Raw genomic sequence first — 14,464 nt, forward strand, 5'->3', positions numbered from 1 at the left:
TCTTACAATAAAAGTAAGGGAGCGATATAATTTAATCATTGTGTCCTTTTTTAAGGAGCCCAAAAATGATTCTACAAATTTCGCCTTAAAAAGTCAAGGGCGATTATTTATTTTTCATTCTCTTCATCCAGCTCATCTTCATCTTCATCTTCGTCCTCATCATCTTCCAGGACGAATGATTCATCTTCAATTATTTCTTCTTCGAGATCGTCATCATCATCCACGTCATCGTCCAATAGCACTTCGTCGATAACTGGAGAACCTAGGATATCATCGTCATCCTCATCCTCATCCTCGTCCAGATCATCAACATCTTCATCGAAATCAAGATCTTCATCATCAAGTTCGTCGAAATCATCGATGACGACAGCAGCCTTTTTCGCTTTCTTTTTCTTTTTCGGTTTTACGACATGGACCACTTCTTCTTCGATTTGATCAACCGGGTACCAAGTTTTCAATCCCCAACGGTTGTCCCCAAGTGAAGTGAAACGGCCATCAACATTTAAATCGGTATAGAATTGGGCAATCTTTTTTGCCACTTCCGCTTTTGATAAATGATGCAGCGAAGCCAGTTCACTGATTAGGTCTTTGAATGGAATCGGTTCATTTCTTTCCACTAACAAATCATATGCCATCTCTATTAAGGACATTTCCAATAATTGCTCTTTTGAGTATTGTTTTAAACTCAAATTCCGCACTTCCCTTCTCTATTCAAACACTGGATTCGGTGTTTTTTCACATAAAAAAATAATCTAAAACAGTATTTCGATAAAATAACGACAATTCCTGCTAGACATATACTCCATTATAAACAATCCAAATGGGTTTATGCTAGTTCTATCTGATACTTTCACAGATTTACCTTAACGCGTATGTTACCTGGAGTGCTTGACCATTTACTTTCTTTCTTGGTTTTTTGACGATAAGCTGCCGTAAAGAAAGCAACGGCCATGATGGAAAAGGAGATTGCACCCAATTGATGCTCATACAGCTCAAATAAAGGAATGATGGCAAAAAAGGAACCAAGTATTCAACCGAGCAGCTTAAGATTCATTGTTTCAACTCCGTGGGCTGATTCATCATTTTTGCCCCTTTTCCTGATAATTATAAGGGGAAATTCAATTTTTGCCAAAAAAAGGGGCGTAGCCATTCAGAAAAAGGGACCCCTTCAGTCCGGAGTCCCATTTGCATTTCCTACATATTTCTGCGGTATTGCCCTCCTACATCATAAAGGGCACGGGTTATCTGGCCAAGACTGGCCACTTTCACGCAATTCATGAGCTCGGCAAAAATATTGTCACCATTCATGGCAGCGGCTTTCAGCCTGGTTAGCGCTTCATCAGTGAACTGGTTATTTCTTTCCTGAAATGCTTGCAAGTTCGTGATCTGCCCTTCTTTTTCTTCCTTCGTTGCACGGGCAATTTCCATGCTGTTCACGGCATCTTCAGAGGGTGGGTTTGGATTCAAGTACGTATTGACCCCGATGATCGGCAATTCTCCCGTATGCTTCTTCATTTCATAATGCATGGATTCATCCTGGATCTTGCCGCGCTGATACTGCGTCTCCATTGCTCCAAGAACGCCGCCTCGATCATTGATGCGATCGAACTCCTGAAGAACGGCCTCTTCAACCATATCCGTCAATTCCTCGACAATGAAGGACCCGGAAATCGGATTTTCATTTTTTGAAAGTCCATGCTCCTTCGTGATGATCATTTGAATCGCCATGGCACGACGTACAGATTCTTCGGTAGGCGTAGTAATGGCTTCATCATAAGCATTCGTATGCAGGGAGTTACAATTGTCCTGCAAGGCCATCAACGCTTGAAGTGTCGTTCTGATATCATTAAAGTCGATTTCTTGGGCATGAAGGGAGCGGCCTGACGTTTGGATGTGGTATTTCAGCTTCTGGCTGCGGTCATTCGCACCATATTTATCTCGCATGACCGTCGCCCAAATCCTTCTTGCCACTCTCCCGATGACCGTATATTCCGGGTCAAGCCCATTTGAAAAGAAAAACGACAAATTAGGGGCAAAATCATCGATGTTCATTCCGCGGCTCAAATAATATTCAATGTAAGTAAAGCCATTCGCCAAAGTGAAGGCCAGCTGTGAAATCGGATTCGCTCCAGCTTCGGCAATGTGGTAACCCGATATGGATACAGAATAGTAATTCCTGACTTTATGATCGATGAAATAAGCTTGGATATCTCCCATCAACCGTAAAGCGAATTCCGTAGAAAAGATGCATGTATTTTGACCTTGGTCCTCTTTCAGAATGTCCGCTTGAACTGTTCCGCGTACCGTTTGCAAGGTGAACCCCTGTACTTCCTGCGCTTCCAACTCCGTAAGGGGGCGGCCGACCTCTTCCATTTTCCGCTGTATCTGCTGATCGACTGCCGTGTTCATGAACATGGCCAAAATGATCGGTGCCGGTCCATTGATGGTCATGGATACGGATGTCGATGGGTGGCAAAGATCAAAACCTGCATATAATTTTTTCATGTCATCGAGCGTACAAATGCTAACGCCGCTTTCCCCTACCTTGCCATAAATATCCGGACGATGATCTGGATCCTCGCCATATAATGTTACGGAATCGAAAGCCGTACTAAGCCGTTTGGCCTGATCATCTTTAGATAAATAATGAAAACGGCGGTTGGTCCGGTCCGGCGATCCTTCACCCGCGAATTGCCGTTTTGGATCTTCCCCTTCACGTTTGAATGGGAACACCCCAGCTGTATACGGGAAAAAGCCCGGAACATTTTCACGGGATAGCCATCCTAAAACCTCACCATAATCGACATATTTAGGCAAGGAAACTCTCGGAATCATTAAACCTGATAAGCTTTTCGTTTTAAGCTTCGTGACGATTTCCTTATCCCTGATTCTTGTGACAAACTGCTCCCCTGCATATTTTTCTTTTAAATCGCTCCATCCTGAAAGCGATTTTTTCGATTCAGGGGATAGCTTGGCGGCCGTTTCCTTTTTCAACTCTTCCAAAGACCCCAGGATTTCTTTGTTATTATCATTTTCCTTCACCGCATCAATCGCACCTTCAAGCTGAAAAAGCCTGCGGGCGATACGCACTTGCTCCTCCGAGCGTTTATGATACGTTCTGACCGTATCACTTATCTCCCGCAAGTAATAACGGCGATCATTCGGAATGATGACATTTTGCTTGTAAACATCCGCTTCCTTCGAAAAGGCAGTGCTCCAACCCGTCCCTGCTTTTTCATGAAGTTTTTCTATCAAGGCAGCGAATACTGCATTTGTCCCAGGGTCATTGAATTGGGAGGCGATCGTGCCATAAACCGGCATTTCCGATGGATCTTGATCGAAAAGCATCCGGCTTCGTTGATATTGTTTTTGCACCTGATTTTTAGCATCCTCGGAGCCTTTGCGCTCATATTTGTTAATGACGATCAAGTCTGCATAATCGATCATATCGATTTTTTCAAGCTGGGATGGTGCACCGAACTCACTCGTCATCACATACATGGAAACATCACAAATCTCGGCAACCTCTGCATCACCTTGGCCAATACCGCTCGTTTCGACGATGATCAGATCGAAGCCAGCTGCCTTCACGACCGAGATGGCATCTTTGATCGCCAGGGACAGCTCACTTTTTGAATGACGAGTGGCCAGGCTCCGCATATAGACACGCTCTGAAAAAATGGCGTTCATCCTGATCCTGTCGCCCAGCAAGGCACCACCCGTCTTTTGTTTTGTCGGATCGACGGATAAGATGGCCACTTTCTTTTCCTTGATTTCATTAAGGAAACGCCTGATCAATTCATCGGTCAGTGAACTTTTACCCGCGCCCCCCGTGCCTGTAATTCCAAGAACAGGCACCTTCCTTTCGGATGTCTTGATTTGCTCGAATAGACTTTCCACCGCTGCGGCTGATTCAGCTGAAGCCTCCAGCCTGCCTTCAGCAAAGGTGATATATTGGGCAATCGCATTCGTATCGCCCGCAATCAGTTCATCCAAACGTTCCTGCAAAGACGGTTTGACAGTGGAGAAGTCACATTCCTCCATCAATACATTTATCATGCCCTGAAGGCCATATTCCCGCCCTTCATCAGGGGAAAAAATACGGGCAATCCCATAATCATGCAGCTCCTTGATTTCCCTTGGAATGATGACACCGCCTCCTCCGGCAAAAATCCGAATATGCTCGGCCCCCCTTTCCTTCAAAAGGTCATACATATATTTAAAATATTCTACATGTCCTCCTTGGTATGACGACATGGCAATGCCTTGAACGTCTTCCTGGATGGCTGCATTCACGATCTCCTCAACGGAGCGATTATGTCCTAGATGAATGACCTCCGCCCCGCTCGACTGCAGGATCCTCCTCATGATGTTGATCGATGCATCATGGCCATCGAATAAACTCGAAGCTGTCACGAATCTGATATGGTTTTTCGGTTTATACACATCAACTGTACTCATATTGCTCCCCCTTATTGAAACGACTTGATATCAGCACCTTTTTGAAATGATACATTTTGAATCAATAATTGCGTCTGCACATCGATGTACTCCTGAAGCGTATATTCCTTATGCAAGGCCCACCTTCTAAAACTCCACATCTGTCCCTGGACAAAGATGTTATGGGATAGAAGGCTGATTTGTTTTTCCGTCAGCAATAGTTCCCCGTTCTCAACACATTTCGTTATGACTCTTTCGAACATGCCCACCATTCGGATTTCTTTGTTCAGCACGTAAGGCAGGGCATCCTTCGTCAATGCCTTCACCTCTTGATACATCACCAGCACTTCGTCCTGCATGTCATCCATCACCTTATAAAAATAGGCGATCGTCATCTTCAAACTATCAAGTGTTCCATCACTCTGATCGATTTCTTTTTGAAGCTTTTCCTGAACTTCATCATAAATGAAGTCACAAACGAGATATAAGATATCTTCCTTTGTTCGGATATACTCGTATAACGTGCCAATACTAAAGCCCGACGCTTTGGCAATTTCCCTGGTAGTCGTCCGATGGAATCCCTTTTCCTTAAAAAGAGTCACCGCTCCTTTGATCATTTGGGTACGCCTTTTTTCAACCAGCCGCTCATCCTTTACCGACGCAAGAACTTCTCTTTTATCTATTTTCAATTTTCAAACCCCTTTTAGAAAGCGCATCATTTACTCAATAAAGACATTCTCCCGAAATTGAAAAGGGCATTCCGGCAAGGCGGTGCCTCAAGCGGAAAACCTCATTTTCAACTCTATTTCGTAACCATCCTTGAAATGACCAGCTTCTGGATTTCCTGTGTTCCTTCGTAAATTTGGGTTATTTTCGCATCGCGCATATATCGTTCTACAGGGTAATCCTTCGTATAGCCATACCCCCCAAAAACCTGTACGGCTTCCGTCGTTACTTTCATGGCTGTATCACCAGCGAATAGTTTCGACATGGCCGACTCTTTTCCATATGGTAGACCAGCGGATTCCAACCAGGCAGCCTGGTAGGTTAATAGCCTTGATGCTTCAACACCTGTTGCCATATCAGCCAATTTAAACCCTATTCCTTGCTGTGCAGAAATGGGTTTGCCGAATTGGACGCGCTCTTTTGCATAATTGACCGAGGCATCCAATGCACCCTGGGCAATGCCTACAGCTTGTGCGGCTATTCCGTTACGGCCGCCATCAAGCGTCATCATCGCAATTTTAAAGCCCTCCCCTTCCTTGCCAAGCAGGTTTTCCTTCGGCACCCGGCATTCATCAAAGATGATTTCCGTCGTCGGTGATGAACGGATTCCAAGCTTCTTCTCTTTTTTTCCTACACTGAAACCCGGAAAATCACTTTCAATGATGAAAGCACTCGTTCCTTTTTGTTTCGATTCGGGATCTGTCAAAGCAAAAACAACATAGGTATCGGCAATTCCGCCGTTCGTAATGAAAATTTTCGAGCCGTTAATGATGTATTCATCACCAACAAGCTTAGCAGTCGTTCTCATGCCTCCTGCATCGGAGCCTGAACTAGGCTCGGTCAGGCCATATGCGCCGATTTTTTCACCCTGTGCCATCGGTCGGAGATATTTTTGCTTTTGTTCCTCGGATCCGAATTTATAGATTGGCCAGCCTGCAAGAGAAGTATGGGCCGATAACGTAACCCCAGTGGAGGCACAGACACGGGACAGTTCTTCGATCGCTATGCAATACGCCAAGTAATCGCTCCCGATTCCACCGTATTCCTCTGGCCACGGAATCCCCGTCAAACCTAGTTCGGCCATTTTATCAAAGATCTCACGGTCGAATCGTTCCTCTTCATCCCTCTCCGCAGCTGTAGGAGCCACTTCATTCTGGGCAAAATCGCGCACCATTTTCCTGATCATTTCATGTTCTTCGGTTAGTTTGAACTGCATGATAATCTTCCCCTGCCTTTTTCCTTGTATTTAAAGATTTTTATTGATGACCATCCTTTGTATTTCACTGGTGCCTTCATAAATTTCCGTTACCTTTGCATCCCTGAAGTAGCGTTCGACCGGATATTCCGTCGTATAGCCATAACCCCCGAATACTTGGACGGCTTCTATCGCCACATCGACAGCGGTCCTCGAAGCGAATAGCTTAGCCATCGCTGCCTCCTTACCGCACTTCAAGCCCTCTGAGCGTAAAAACGCTGCCCGGTAGACAAGCAGTCTTGAAGCTTCTATGCCTGTGGCCATGTCCGCCAGCTTGAAGCCAATCCCCTGCTGCAATGCTATCGGTTTGTTGAACTGCACCCTGTCTTTTGCATATTGGACGGCATGCTCCATGGCACCCTCAGCGATTCCCAGCGCTTGGGACGCAATCCCGATCCTCCCGGCATCCAGGTTGGCCATCGCGATCTTGAAGCCTTCACCTTCCTTGCCAAGCAGATTGCCCTCGGGCACTTTCAAATCCTCGAAGGTCACCTGCACGGTGCTCGAGCCATGAAGCCCCATTTTCCGTTCATCTTTACCGATGATCAAGCCCGGGGTCCCCTTTTCCACGATGAAAGCGGAGATTCCCTTGCTTCCGGCCTGGGGATCGGTTGAGGCAAAGACAATGAACACATCCGCTTCACCGCCATTTGTGATGAATACTTTGGACCCATTTATTCGATATAACCCATCTTCCTTTACGGCCTTCGATTTCAAACTCGCAGCATCGGAGCCGGAGCTTTGCTCGGTCAAACAAAAGGCACCTAAATATTGTCCTGCTGATAACTTAGGCACATACTTTCGCTTTTGCTCCTCGGTCCCAAAATAAACGATTGGATTCGTTCCAACAGAAGTATGAACGGATAGTATGACACCGAGGGTTGGACTTACTTTGGATATCTCGTTGATGGCGATGATATAGGACATGAAGTCCATTCCCGCACCACCGTATTGTTCTGGAATCGGAATTCCCATCAAGCCAAGCTCGCCCATTTTTTGCAGGATCGCTTTTGGAAACATGCCTTTTTCCATGGCTTCAATATGTGGGGCAATTTCATTCTTCGCAAAATCGCTTACCATCTTCCGCATCATTTCCTGTTCTTCTGTAAACTTGAAATCCATTCCTTCATTCCTCCCTAGCTGCAGATGCTTTCAATGCTTAGTCATATTCGTAAAAGCCACGACCTGTTTTCTTGCCCAGCCACCCAGCTTTTACATATTTCCTTAACAGCGGACACGGTCTGTATTTATCGTCGCCAAGCCCCTGGTGAAGGGTTTCCATAATGTATAGGCATGTGTCGAGTCCAATGAAGTCAGCTAGTGTAAGCGGCCCCATCGGATGATTCATCCCCAGCTTCATCACATCATCAATCGCCTCTTTAGTGGCAACTCCCTCATATAGCGTATAGATGGCCTCGTTGATCATCGGCATCAAAATCCGATTTGCTACAAAACCGGGAAAATCATTCACTTCCACCGGGACCTTGTTCAAGGATAGAGCCATCTTTTCCACCTTTTGATAAACCTCATCGGCTGTAGCCAGACCGCGGATGACCTCCACAAGCTTCATCACTGGAACCGGGTTCATGAAATGCATGCCGATTACATTGGCAGGCCTTTTCGTGCTAGCTGCTATTTCGGTAATCGGAAGTGAAGAAGTATTGGTTGCAAGAATGGCATGTTGTGGAGCGATTTGATCCAGCTCAGCGAAAATCTTCGTTTTTATTTCCATATTTTCCACCGCAGCTTCAATCACCAAATCCACCTTGGCTGCATTTTGCAAATCCGTGGATGACGTCAGCCGGGAAAGGGCTGCATCTTTATCCTCCAACTTCATTTTCCCCTTCTCAACCTGTCGCGAAAGGTTTTTGGCAATTGTCCCTAAGCCTTTTTCCACAAATTCAGCTCGTAGATCATGCAAGAGAACCTCATAGCCCCCCATTGCGCATACCTGGGCGATGCCAGCCCCCATCTGTCCCGCACCGATGACCATCACTTTTTGAATGTTCATGAAAACCCTCCTCATTTATCGATCAAACGATCATCTTTGCTTAGGCACCTCGATTAAGATTGCATCTCCCTGGCCGCCTCCACTACATATTGCCGCAATGCCTAATCCACCGCCACGGCGTTTCAACTCATGCATGAGCGTGATGATGATCCGGGCTCCGCTTGCACCGATCGGGTGACCCAAGGCAACTGCACCTCCGTTGACATTCACCTTTTCCGCCTCGATGCCGGCAATCTTTCCACTGGCCAGTGCTACAGCTGCAAATGCTTCATTCACTTCGAATAAATCGATGTCTTCCACAGACTTGCCTGCCTTCTTCAAGATTTCATTTATGACCAAGCCTGGTGTTTTCGGGAAGTCCTTCGCTTCCACGGCAACCTCGGCATGAGCCAAAATATAGGCAAATGGCGATTTCCCTTCTTTTTCGGCACGTTCCTCGCTCATCAATACGAGAGCGCCCGCCCCATCATTGACTCCTGGTGCATTTCCTGCCGTTATCGTACCCTCGTTATTAAAAGCGGGACCTAATTTGGCCAATTTCCCGGCAGATGTATCTTTTCTTGGTCCTTCATCATGTTCGATCGTAATCGGGTCCCCTTTTCTGACCGGAACCTGTACGGCAATGATTTCTTCTGCAAGTATGCCTTCATCGATTGCTTTAAGCGCTTTTTGATGGCTATCGTAAGCCCAGCTATCTTGTTCCTCACGGGTTATTTCAAGATCCTCTGCAGTACTGTTTCCGTAAGTGCCCATATGTACCCCTGTGAAACTGCAGCTAAGTCCATCGGATATCATCGTATCCTTCATCTGGGCATCACCCATCCTTAAGCCCCAGCGTGCCTTTGGAAGAATGTAAGGTGCATTGCTCATTGACTCCATTCCCCCGGCCACAATGATTTCCTCATCACCCAACCGAATGATCTGATCGGCCATTGTGACACTGCGAAGCCCTGATGCACATACTTTATTAATCGTTTCCGTTTTCACTTCCCAGGGGATTCCGGCATGTCGTGCTGCCTGACGTGAAGGGATTTGCCCTTGACCTGCCTGAAGCACATTCCCCATGATGACCTCATCGACCTGGCCGCCCTCAATTCCAGCCCGTTCCAGAGCTTCCTTGATCGCCATTCCACCAAGCTGTGAAGCCGTAAAACCGCTAAGGCCTCCGCCAAATTTACCAAAGGGTGTTCTCACACCACTGATTATCACTGTTTTTGCCATCATTATTTCCTCCCTTGAGTAAATTGATTGAACGCTCGCTCAATATAAGGTTAAAAAAAGATTTTTGTAAGCGCTTTATATCTATCTTACATAATTTTAGCAATAATTTAAATATTTAAATAAAAAAATCGCCTGCTTCCATAAAGCGATCATATAAGAAGCAGGCAATCATATTTTGATTAAGATGCGATTGGATTGTTTTCACCGATGATCGCTTTTTCGAGAAGCTCGGCTACATCATACGTTTTAACGTTTTCCTCGACTTCTTTTGCTTTCGTGCCATCTGATAGCATGGTCAGGCAATAAGGACATCCCGAGCTGATCACGGTTGGACTGACGGCAAGTGCTTGTTCCGTACGAGCCACATTGATGCGGTTTCCTGTTTCCTCTTCCATCCACATCAAACCGCCTCCGGCACCACAGCACATGCCTTTTTCACGGTTCCGCTCCATCTCAATCAGTTTCACGCCAGCAATCGATTGCAAGATTTCACGAGGTGGGCTATAAACCTCATTGTACCTTCCCAAGTAGCAGGAATCATGGAATGTAATCGTTTCATTCACTGGATATTGCGGTACCAGCCTTCCTTCACTGACAAGCTTGGCAAGCAGTTCCGTATGATGGTATACTTCCGCCTCCAAACCAAAATCCGGATACTCATTTTTAAAAATATTATATGCATGCGGATCGATCGTCACGATTTTCTTGATTTCGTTCTTCTGGAACTCTTCGATGTTTTTCATGGCAAGCTCCTGAAAAACAAACTCATTACCCAATCGACGAGGAGTATCGCCTGAGTTTTTCTCTTTATTTCCTAAAATTGCGAATTTGACGCCTGCTTCATTCATTAATTTGGCAAAGGAAAGGGCGATCTTCTGGCTTCTGTTATCGTAAGATCCCATTGAACCTACCCAGAATAAATATTCAAATTCTTCGTCTGCCTTTTGCAGTTCCTTCACGGTAGGAACGCTGACATCCTCCCTCAAGGTTCTCCAATCTTCTCTCTCTTTGCGGTTGAGCCCCCAAGGGTTTCCTTGACGCTCAATATTGGTCATTGCACGTTGAGCATCAGGATCAAGCCTGCCCTCGGTCAATACTAGATATCTGCGCATATCGATGATTTTGTCGACATGCTCATTCATTACCGGGCATTGATCCTCACAATTACGGCAAGTCGTGCATGCCCATAGTTCTTCTTCCGTAATGATTTCGCCAATCAGGCTCGGACTATAGCTTTCAGTTGCTGCAGCCGATTCCTGGGCTCCCTCGCCGCTGCTGGCAAGAGCGATCTTATTTCCATTTGTATTGCCGAACACAAAGGACGGCACCCATGGCTGCTTCGTTGTAACGGCTGCCCCCGTATTTGTTAAATGGTCACGCATCTTGATGATGATATCCATCGGTGACAGCATTTTACCTGTACCGGTTGCCGGACACATATTCGTACAACGTCCGCATTCCACGCAAGCATAGAGGTCGACCATCTGGTATTGCGTCAAGTCCTCGATATATTTTGCACCATAGTATTGGTTGCCTTCTTTGTCCAGGATCTCTTCCTCCAGATCAACCGGCTTCAATTTCCCTGGATTGTCAAGACGGTTCAAGAATACATTGATCGGACCGGCAATCAAGTGAGCATGCTTCGATTGCGGGATGTAAACGAGGAACGATAAGATGATCATAAGATGCATCCACCAAGCTACATAAAAAACGACAGTGGCAGCGGCTGTTCCCATCCAGCCGAATAGGAAGGCTATGCTTGATGCGACTGGCTCTGACCAGGTAGCAGCATGCTCATGCCAAATCATTCCCATTCCATTCCCCAGCAATACGGTAATCATGATGCCCGTAATGAAGATGACGACCAACCCCGCTTTGAAATCCCTTTTCAAACGGACAAGCTTTTCAACATAACGGCGATACCCAGCCCAAAGGATTGCCACAAGAACCGTGAGCGTCACGATTTCCTGGAAGAAGGTAAAGGCAGGATAAAGAGGTCCTAACGGCAAATGCCATCCTGGTCTTAAACCTTTAATGAAAAAGTCGAGTGCACCAAATTGCACCAAAATGAAGCCATAAAATAACATCGCATGGATGATCCCGCTCTTTTTATCTTTGAAGAGCTTTTTCTGTCCGAATACATAAACCCCTATTTTAACTAAACGATCTTTCACACGGTTATCGAATTCCACTTTTTTGCCAAGTTTTATATATGCTAAACGAGTTCTTATCAAATAGATAAATAAACCGGCGGCGTAAGCGGTTACAAGTAGAAATGCAATCAAGTTGATCCACAGTAAGCCATTCATTTCCATGCAGTCCTTCCCCCTCTTCGTAAATTGTAAAATGCCAGGTAGCCATTTTAATAAATAGAAAATTTGGCATTTTTCTGAAATTTGATTATCTCCATTATATAATGAATGAGCATTCAGTCAACTTTTTTCTTTATAAAATAAATTTGATTTTCCGTACCCTCTATATATAGTTCGACAATTCTGGATATTTCCCCTTCCGTAGTATAAAAAAAGCCTGTTGCCATCACTCCATTCTATGGTTACTTCCAGGTAATTAGAGCCAAACTAAATTGAAATCATATTAGGGGGAATTCTTTTGAAGATAATCACGGCGCTTGCCTCCATTTTTTTATTGATCTTCACTTGGTGCTTGATTGATCTAAAGCTGGGGCATAAGCGTCATATGAAGCAGGCAGCGAATATTAAATATCCGCATCGAAACAGCGACATGACCGTGTTCACGTCAGGTAAAATCCTGTTTGATGATTTCACGCAAGAAATCGAACGCGCCCAGGATTCCGTCCATATCCTTTTTTATATTGTGAAGAACGATCAATTCAGCAAGGACTTTTTGAAGCTGCTGCAAACGAAAGCGGAAACGGGCGTGGAGGTACGGCTTTTGGCCGACTGGGTTGGAAGCAAGAAAATATCCCGGACAACCATTCAGCAGCTCAAAAAAAGCGGCGTTCATTTCTCTTTCAGCTATAAACCGAAACTCCCCTTCCTTTTCTATACGATCCAAAAAAGGAATCATCGAAAAATCACGGTGATTGATGGGAAAATCGGTTATCTTGGAGGCTTCAATATCGGCAGGGAGTATATAAATGAAGGGGACAAGCTTAATCCTTGGCGGGATTACCACTTGAAAATGACGGGTGAAGGGGTCAAGGACCTGCAGGAAGTCTTCCTCTCGGACTGGTTCCATGATACAAACGAGGATCTTCGGAGCATGCCGAATTATTTTCCTAACTTGAAAGCCGGTTCGCTTTCCCATCAAGTTGTTGTCACGAATGGAAGTGAACTTGAACAGACCTTGATCGGCCTGATTCAGCAGGCTAAAGAAAAAATCATCATCGGGACTCCTTACTTCATTCCTAGCAAGTCCTTGTTTCAGGAATTACGGGAGGCACTCTCACGGAATGTCGCCGTAACGGTGATCGTTCCCGAAAATTCCGATCATGCCCTTGTCAAGGAGGCTTCGTTTCCTTATTTCCGGGTATTGATAAAAGAAGGTGCTGCAATCATGCAGTTCCAGAGAGGGTTCTACCATTCTAAAGTGATACTGATTGATGATACAATTTGTGATATCGGGACGGCAAACTTTGATAAACGCAGTTGTTTTTTAAATGGGGAAATCAATTGTTTGATTTATGACCGGGCATTTATAGAAGATGTTGAAAAGGAATTGGCGGTGGACGTTGCTGAATCCAAGCTACTGAACGGGGACAAGCTTTCTTCCATGAATGTTGTTCGTACAGCGAAAGAATCGCTGGCTTCCATCCTTTCTCCTTTTCTTTAACATCGTTTAAGGAGAAATTACAAAATGAAAATAAGATTTGGCTTTGTATCCAACGCAACCTGTTTATGGGAGGCTTCTCCGGCGAAGACGCTCACTTTCAAGCGATATGGCGAACTCGGCCCGGAAACGGGGATGGAACGGCTTCTGAGTGTGACGAGGCAGAACATTGAAAACACCTTAAGGGTCCTTCAATATAACACGGCTCACCAAATAGAAATCTATCGGATGTCCAGCTCCATCGTTCCTTTAGCCACGCATCCAGACGTGGAATGGGATTTCGTCACACCCTTCAAAAAGGAGTGGAAGCAGCTTGGCGAATGGGTTACCGCACATAACATGCGGGTGAGCTTTCATCCCAACCAGTTTACGCTGTTCACCAGTCCCAAACCTGGGATTACGCATAATGCCGTGAAAGATATGGAGTTCCACTATAATATGTTTGATGCAATGGGAATTGCGGACTCCTCTTTCATCAATATCCATGTCGGCGGGGCCTATGGTGATAAAGAGTCAGCTTTAGTAAGGGTCCATGACAACCTAAAGCGACTCCCGGAGCACGTCAAGGCAAGAATGACTTTTGAGAATGACGATAAAACCTATACAACATCAGAAACCCTCCGTGTATGTAAACGGGAAGGCATTCCACTTGTCTTCGATTACCACCACCATCTTGCCAACCTCTCAGATGAGCCTCTTAACGAGCTGCTCACCGAGGTGATCGCTACATGGAGCCATGCAGGAGCGGTTCCAAAAATCCATATATCTTCCCCGAAATCACCAGGTGCATTTCGCTCGCATGCCGATTATATCGATTTGGATTTCATCATGCCCCTATTCAAAGCACTTAGGGACATTGGACAGGACGTCGACTTCATGATTGAAGCCAAGATGAAGGATCGAGCCATGCTGCAGCTGATTGAAGATATATCCAAGGTCCGTGGAGTAAAAAGGGTGAGCGGTGGTTCCATAGAATGCTGATAGGCTGAAAAAAAGCGACT

10 protein-coding genes are annotated in these 14,464 nt (G+C 45.5%); 2 read left to right on the forward strand and 8 right to left on the reverse strand.

What is annotated here, in order from left to right; translation table 11 throughout:
* Positions 1–107: 107 nt before the first annotated feature.
* From rpoE to ABE28_RS23025, 8 genes are all read right to left on the reverse strand, one after another.
* Complete coding sequence (gene rpoE / locus ABE28_RS22990; protein ID WP_064467087.1) at positions 108–689, reverse strand: DNA-directed RNA polymerase subunit delta; 582 nt, start codon at positions 687–689, stop codon at positions 108–110.
* Between the two features lie 505 nt (positions 690–1,194).
* The gene (icmF, locus tag ABE28_RS22995) at positions 1,195–4,461 is read right to left on the reverse strand and encodes a fused isobutyryl-CoA mutase/GTPase IcmF (RefSeq protein ID WP_064467086.1); all 3,267 of its coding nucleotides are present in this window, start codon (positions 4,459–4,461) and stop codon (positions 1,195–1,197) included.
* Positions 4,462–4,472: 11 nt separating this feature from the next.
* Positions 4,473–5,123: a TetR/AcrR family transcriptional regulator gene (locus tag ABE28_RS23000; protein ID WP_064467305.1), complete on the reverse strand. Its 651-nt coding sequence runs from the start codon at positions 5,121–5,123 to the stop codon at positions 4,473–4,475.
* A gap of 119 nt (positions 5,124–5,242) precedes the next feature.
* Positions 5,243–6,382 carry an acyl-CoA dehydrogenase gene (locus ABE28_RS23005; RefSeq protein ID WP_064467085.1) on the reverse strand — a complete coding sequence of 380 codons (1,140 nt, stop codon included), beginning with the start codon at positions 6,380–6,382 and terminating at the stop codon, positions 5,243–5,245.
* 30 nt (positions 6,383–6,412) lie between these two features.
* Positions 6,413–7,543, reverse strand: a complete 1,131-nt coding sequence (locus ABE28_RS23010; protein ID WP_064467084.1) for an acyl-CoA dehydrogenase — start codon at positions 7,541–7,543, stop codon at positions 6,413–6,415.
* 37 nt (positions 7,544–7,580) lie between these two features.
* Positions 7,581–8,432: a 3-hydroxybutyryl-CoA dehydrogenase gene (locus ABE28_RS23015; protein WP_064467083.1), complete on the reverse strand. Its 852-nt coding sequence runs from the start codon at positions 8,430–8,432 to the stop codon at positions 7,581–7,583.
* 30 nt (positions 8,433–8,462) lie between these two features.
* Positions 8,463–9,653: an acetyl-CoA C-acetyltransferase gene (locus ABE28_RS23020; RefSeq protein WP_064467082.1), complete on the reverse strand. Its 1,191-nt coding sequence runs from the start codon at positions 9,651–9,653 to the stop codon at positions 8,463–8,465.
* Positions 9,654–9,832: 179 nt separating this feature from the next.
* Complete coding sequence (locus ABE28_RS23025) at positions 9,833–11,962, reverse strand: (Fe-S)-binding protein (protein ID WP_064467304.1); 2,130 nt, start codon at positions 11,960–11,962, stop codon at positions 9,833–9,835.
* 301 nt (positions 11,963–12,263) lie between these two features.
* Between ABE28_RS23025 and cls the strand changes: the two genes are divergently transcribed.
* Both cls and uvsE read left to right on the forward strand, forming a co-directional pair.
* Positions 12,264–13,466, forward strand: a complete 1,203-nt coding sequence (cls, locus tag ABE28_RS23030; RefSeq protein ID WP_257390669.1) for a cardiolipin synthase — start codon at positions 12,264–12,266, stop codon at positions 13,464–13,466.
* A gap of 24 nt (positions 13,467–13,490) precedes the next feature.
* A complete protein-coding gene (gene uvsE, locus ABE28_RS23035; protein WP_064467081.1) occupies positions 13,491–14,444 on the forward strand; it encodes a UV DNA damage repair endonuclease UvsE in 954 nt (317 codons plus the stop codon).
* Positions 14,445–14,464 lie beyond the last annotated feature (20 nt).

Source organism: Peribacillus muralis (assembly GCF_001645685.2).
GTDB classification, from domain to species: domain Bacteria; phylum Bacillota; class Bacilli; order Bacillales; family DSM-1321; genus Peribacillus; species Peribacillus muralis_A.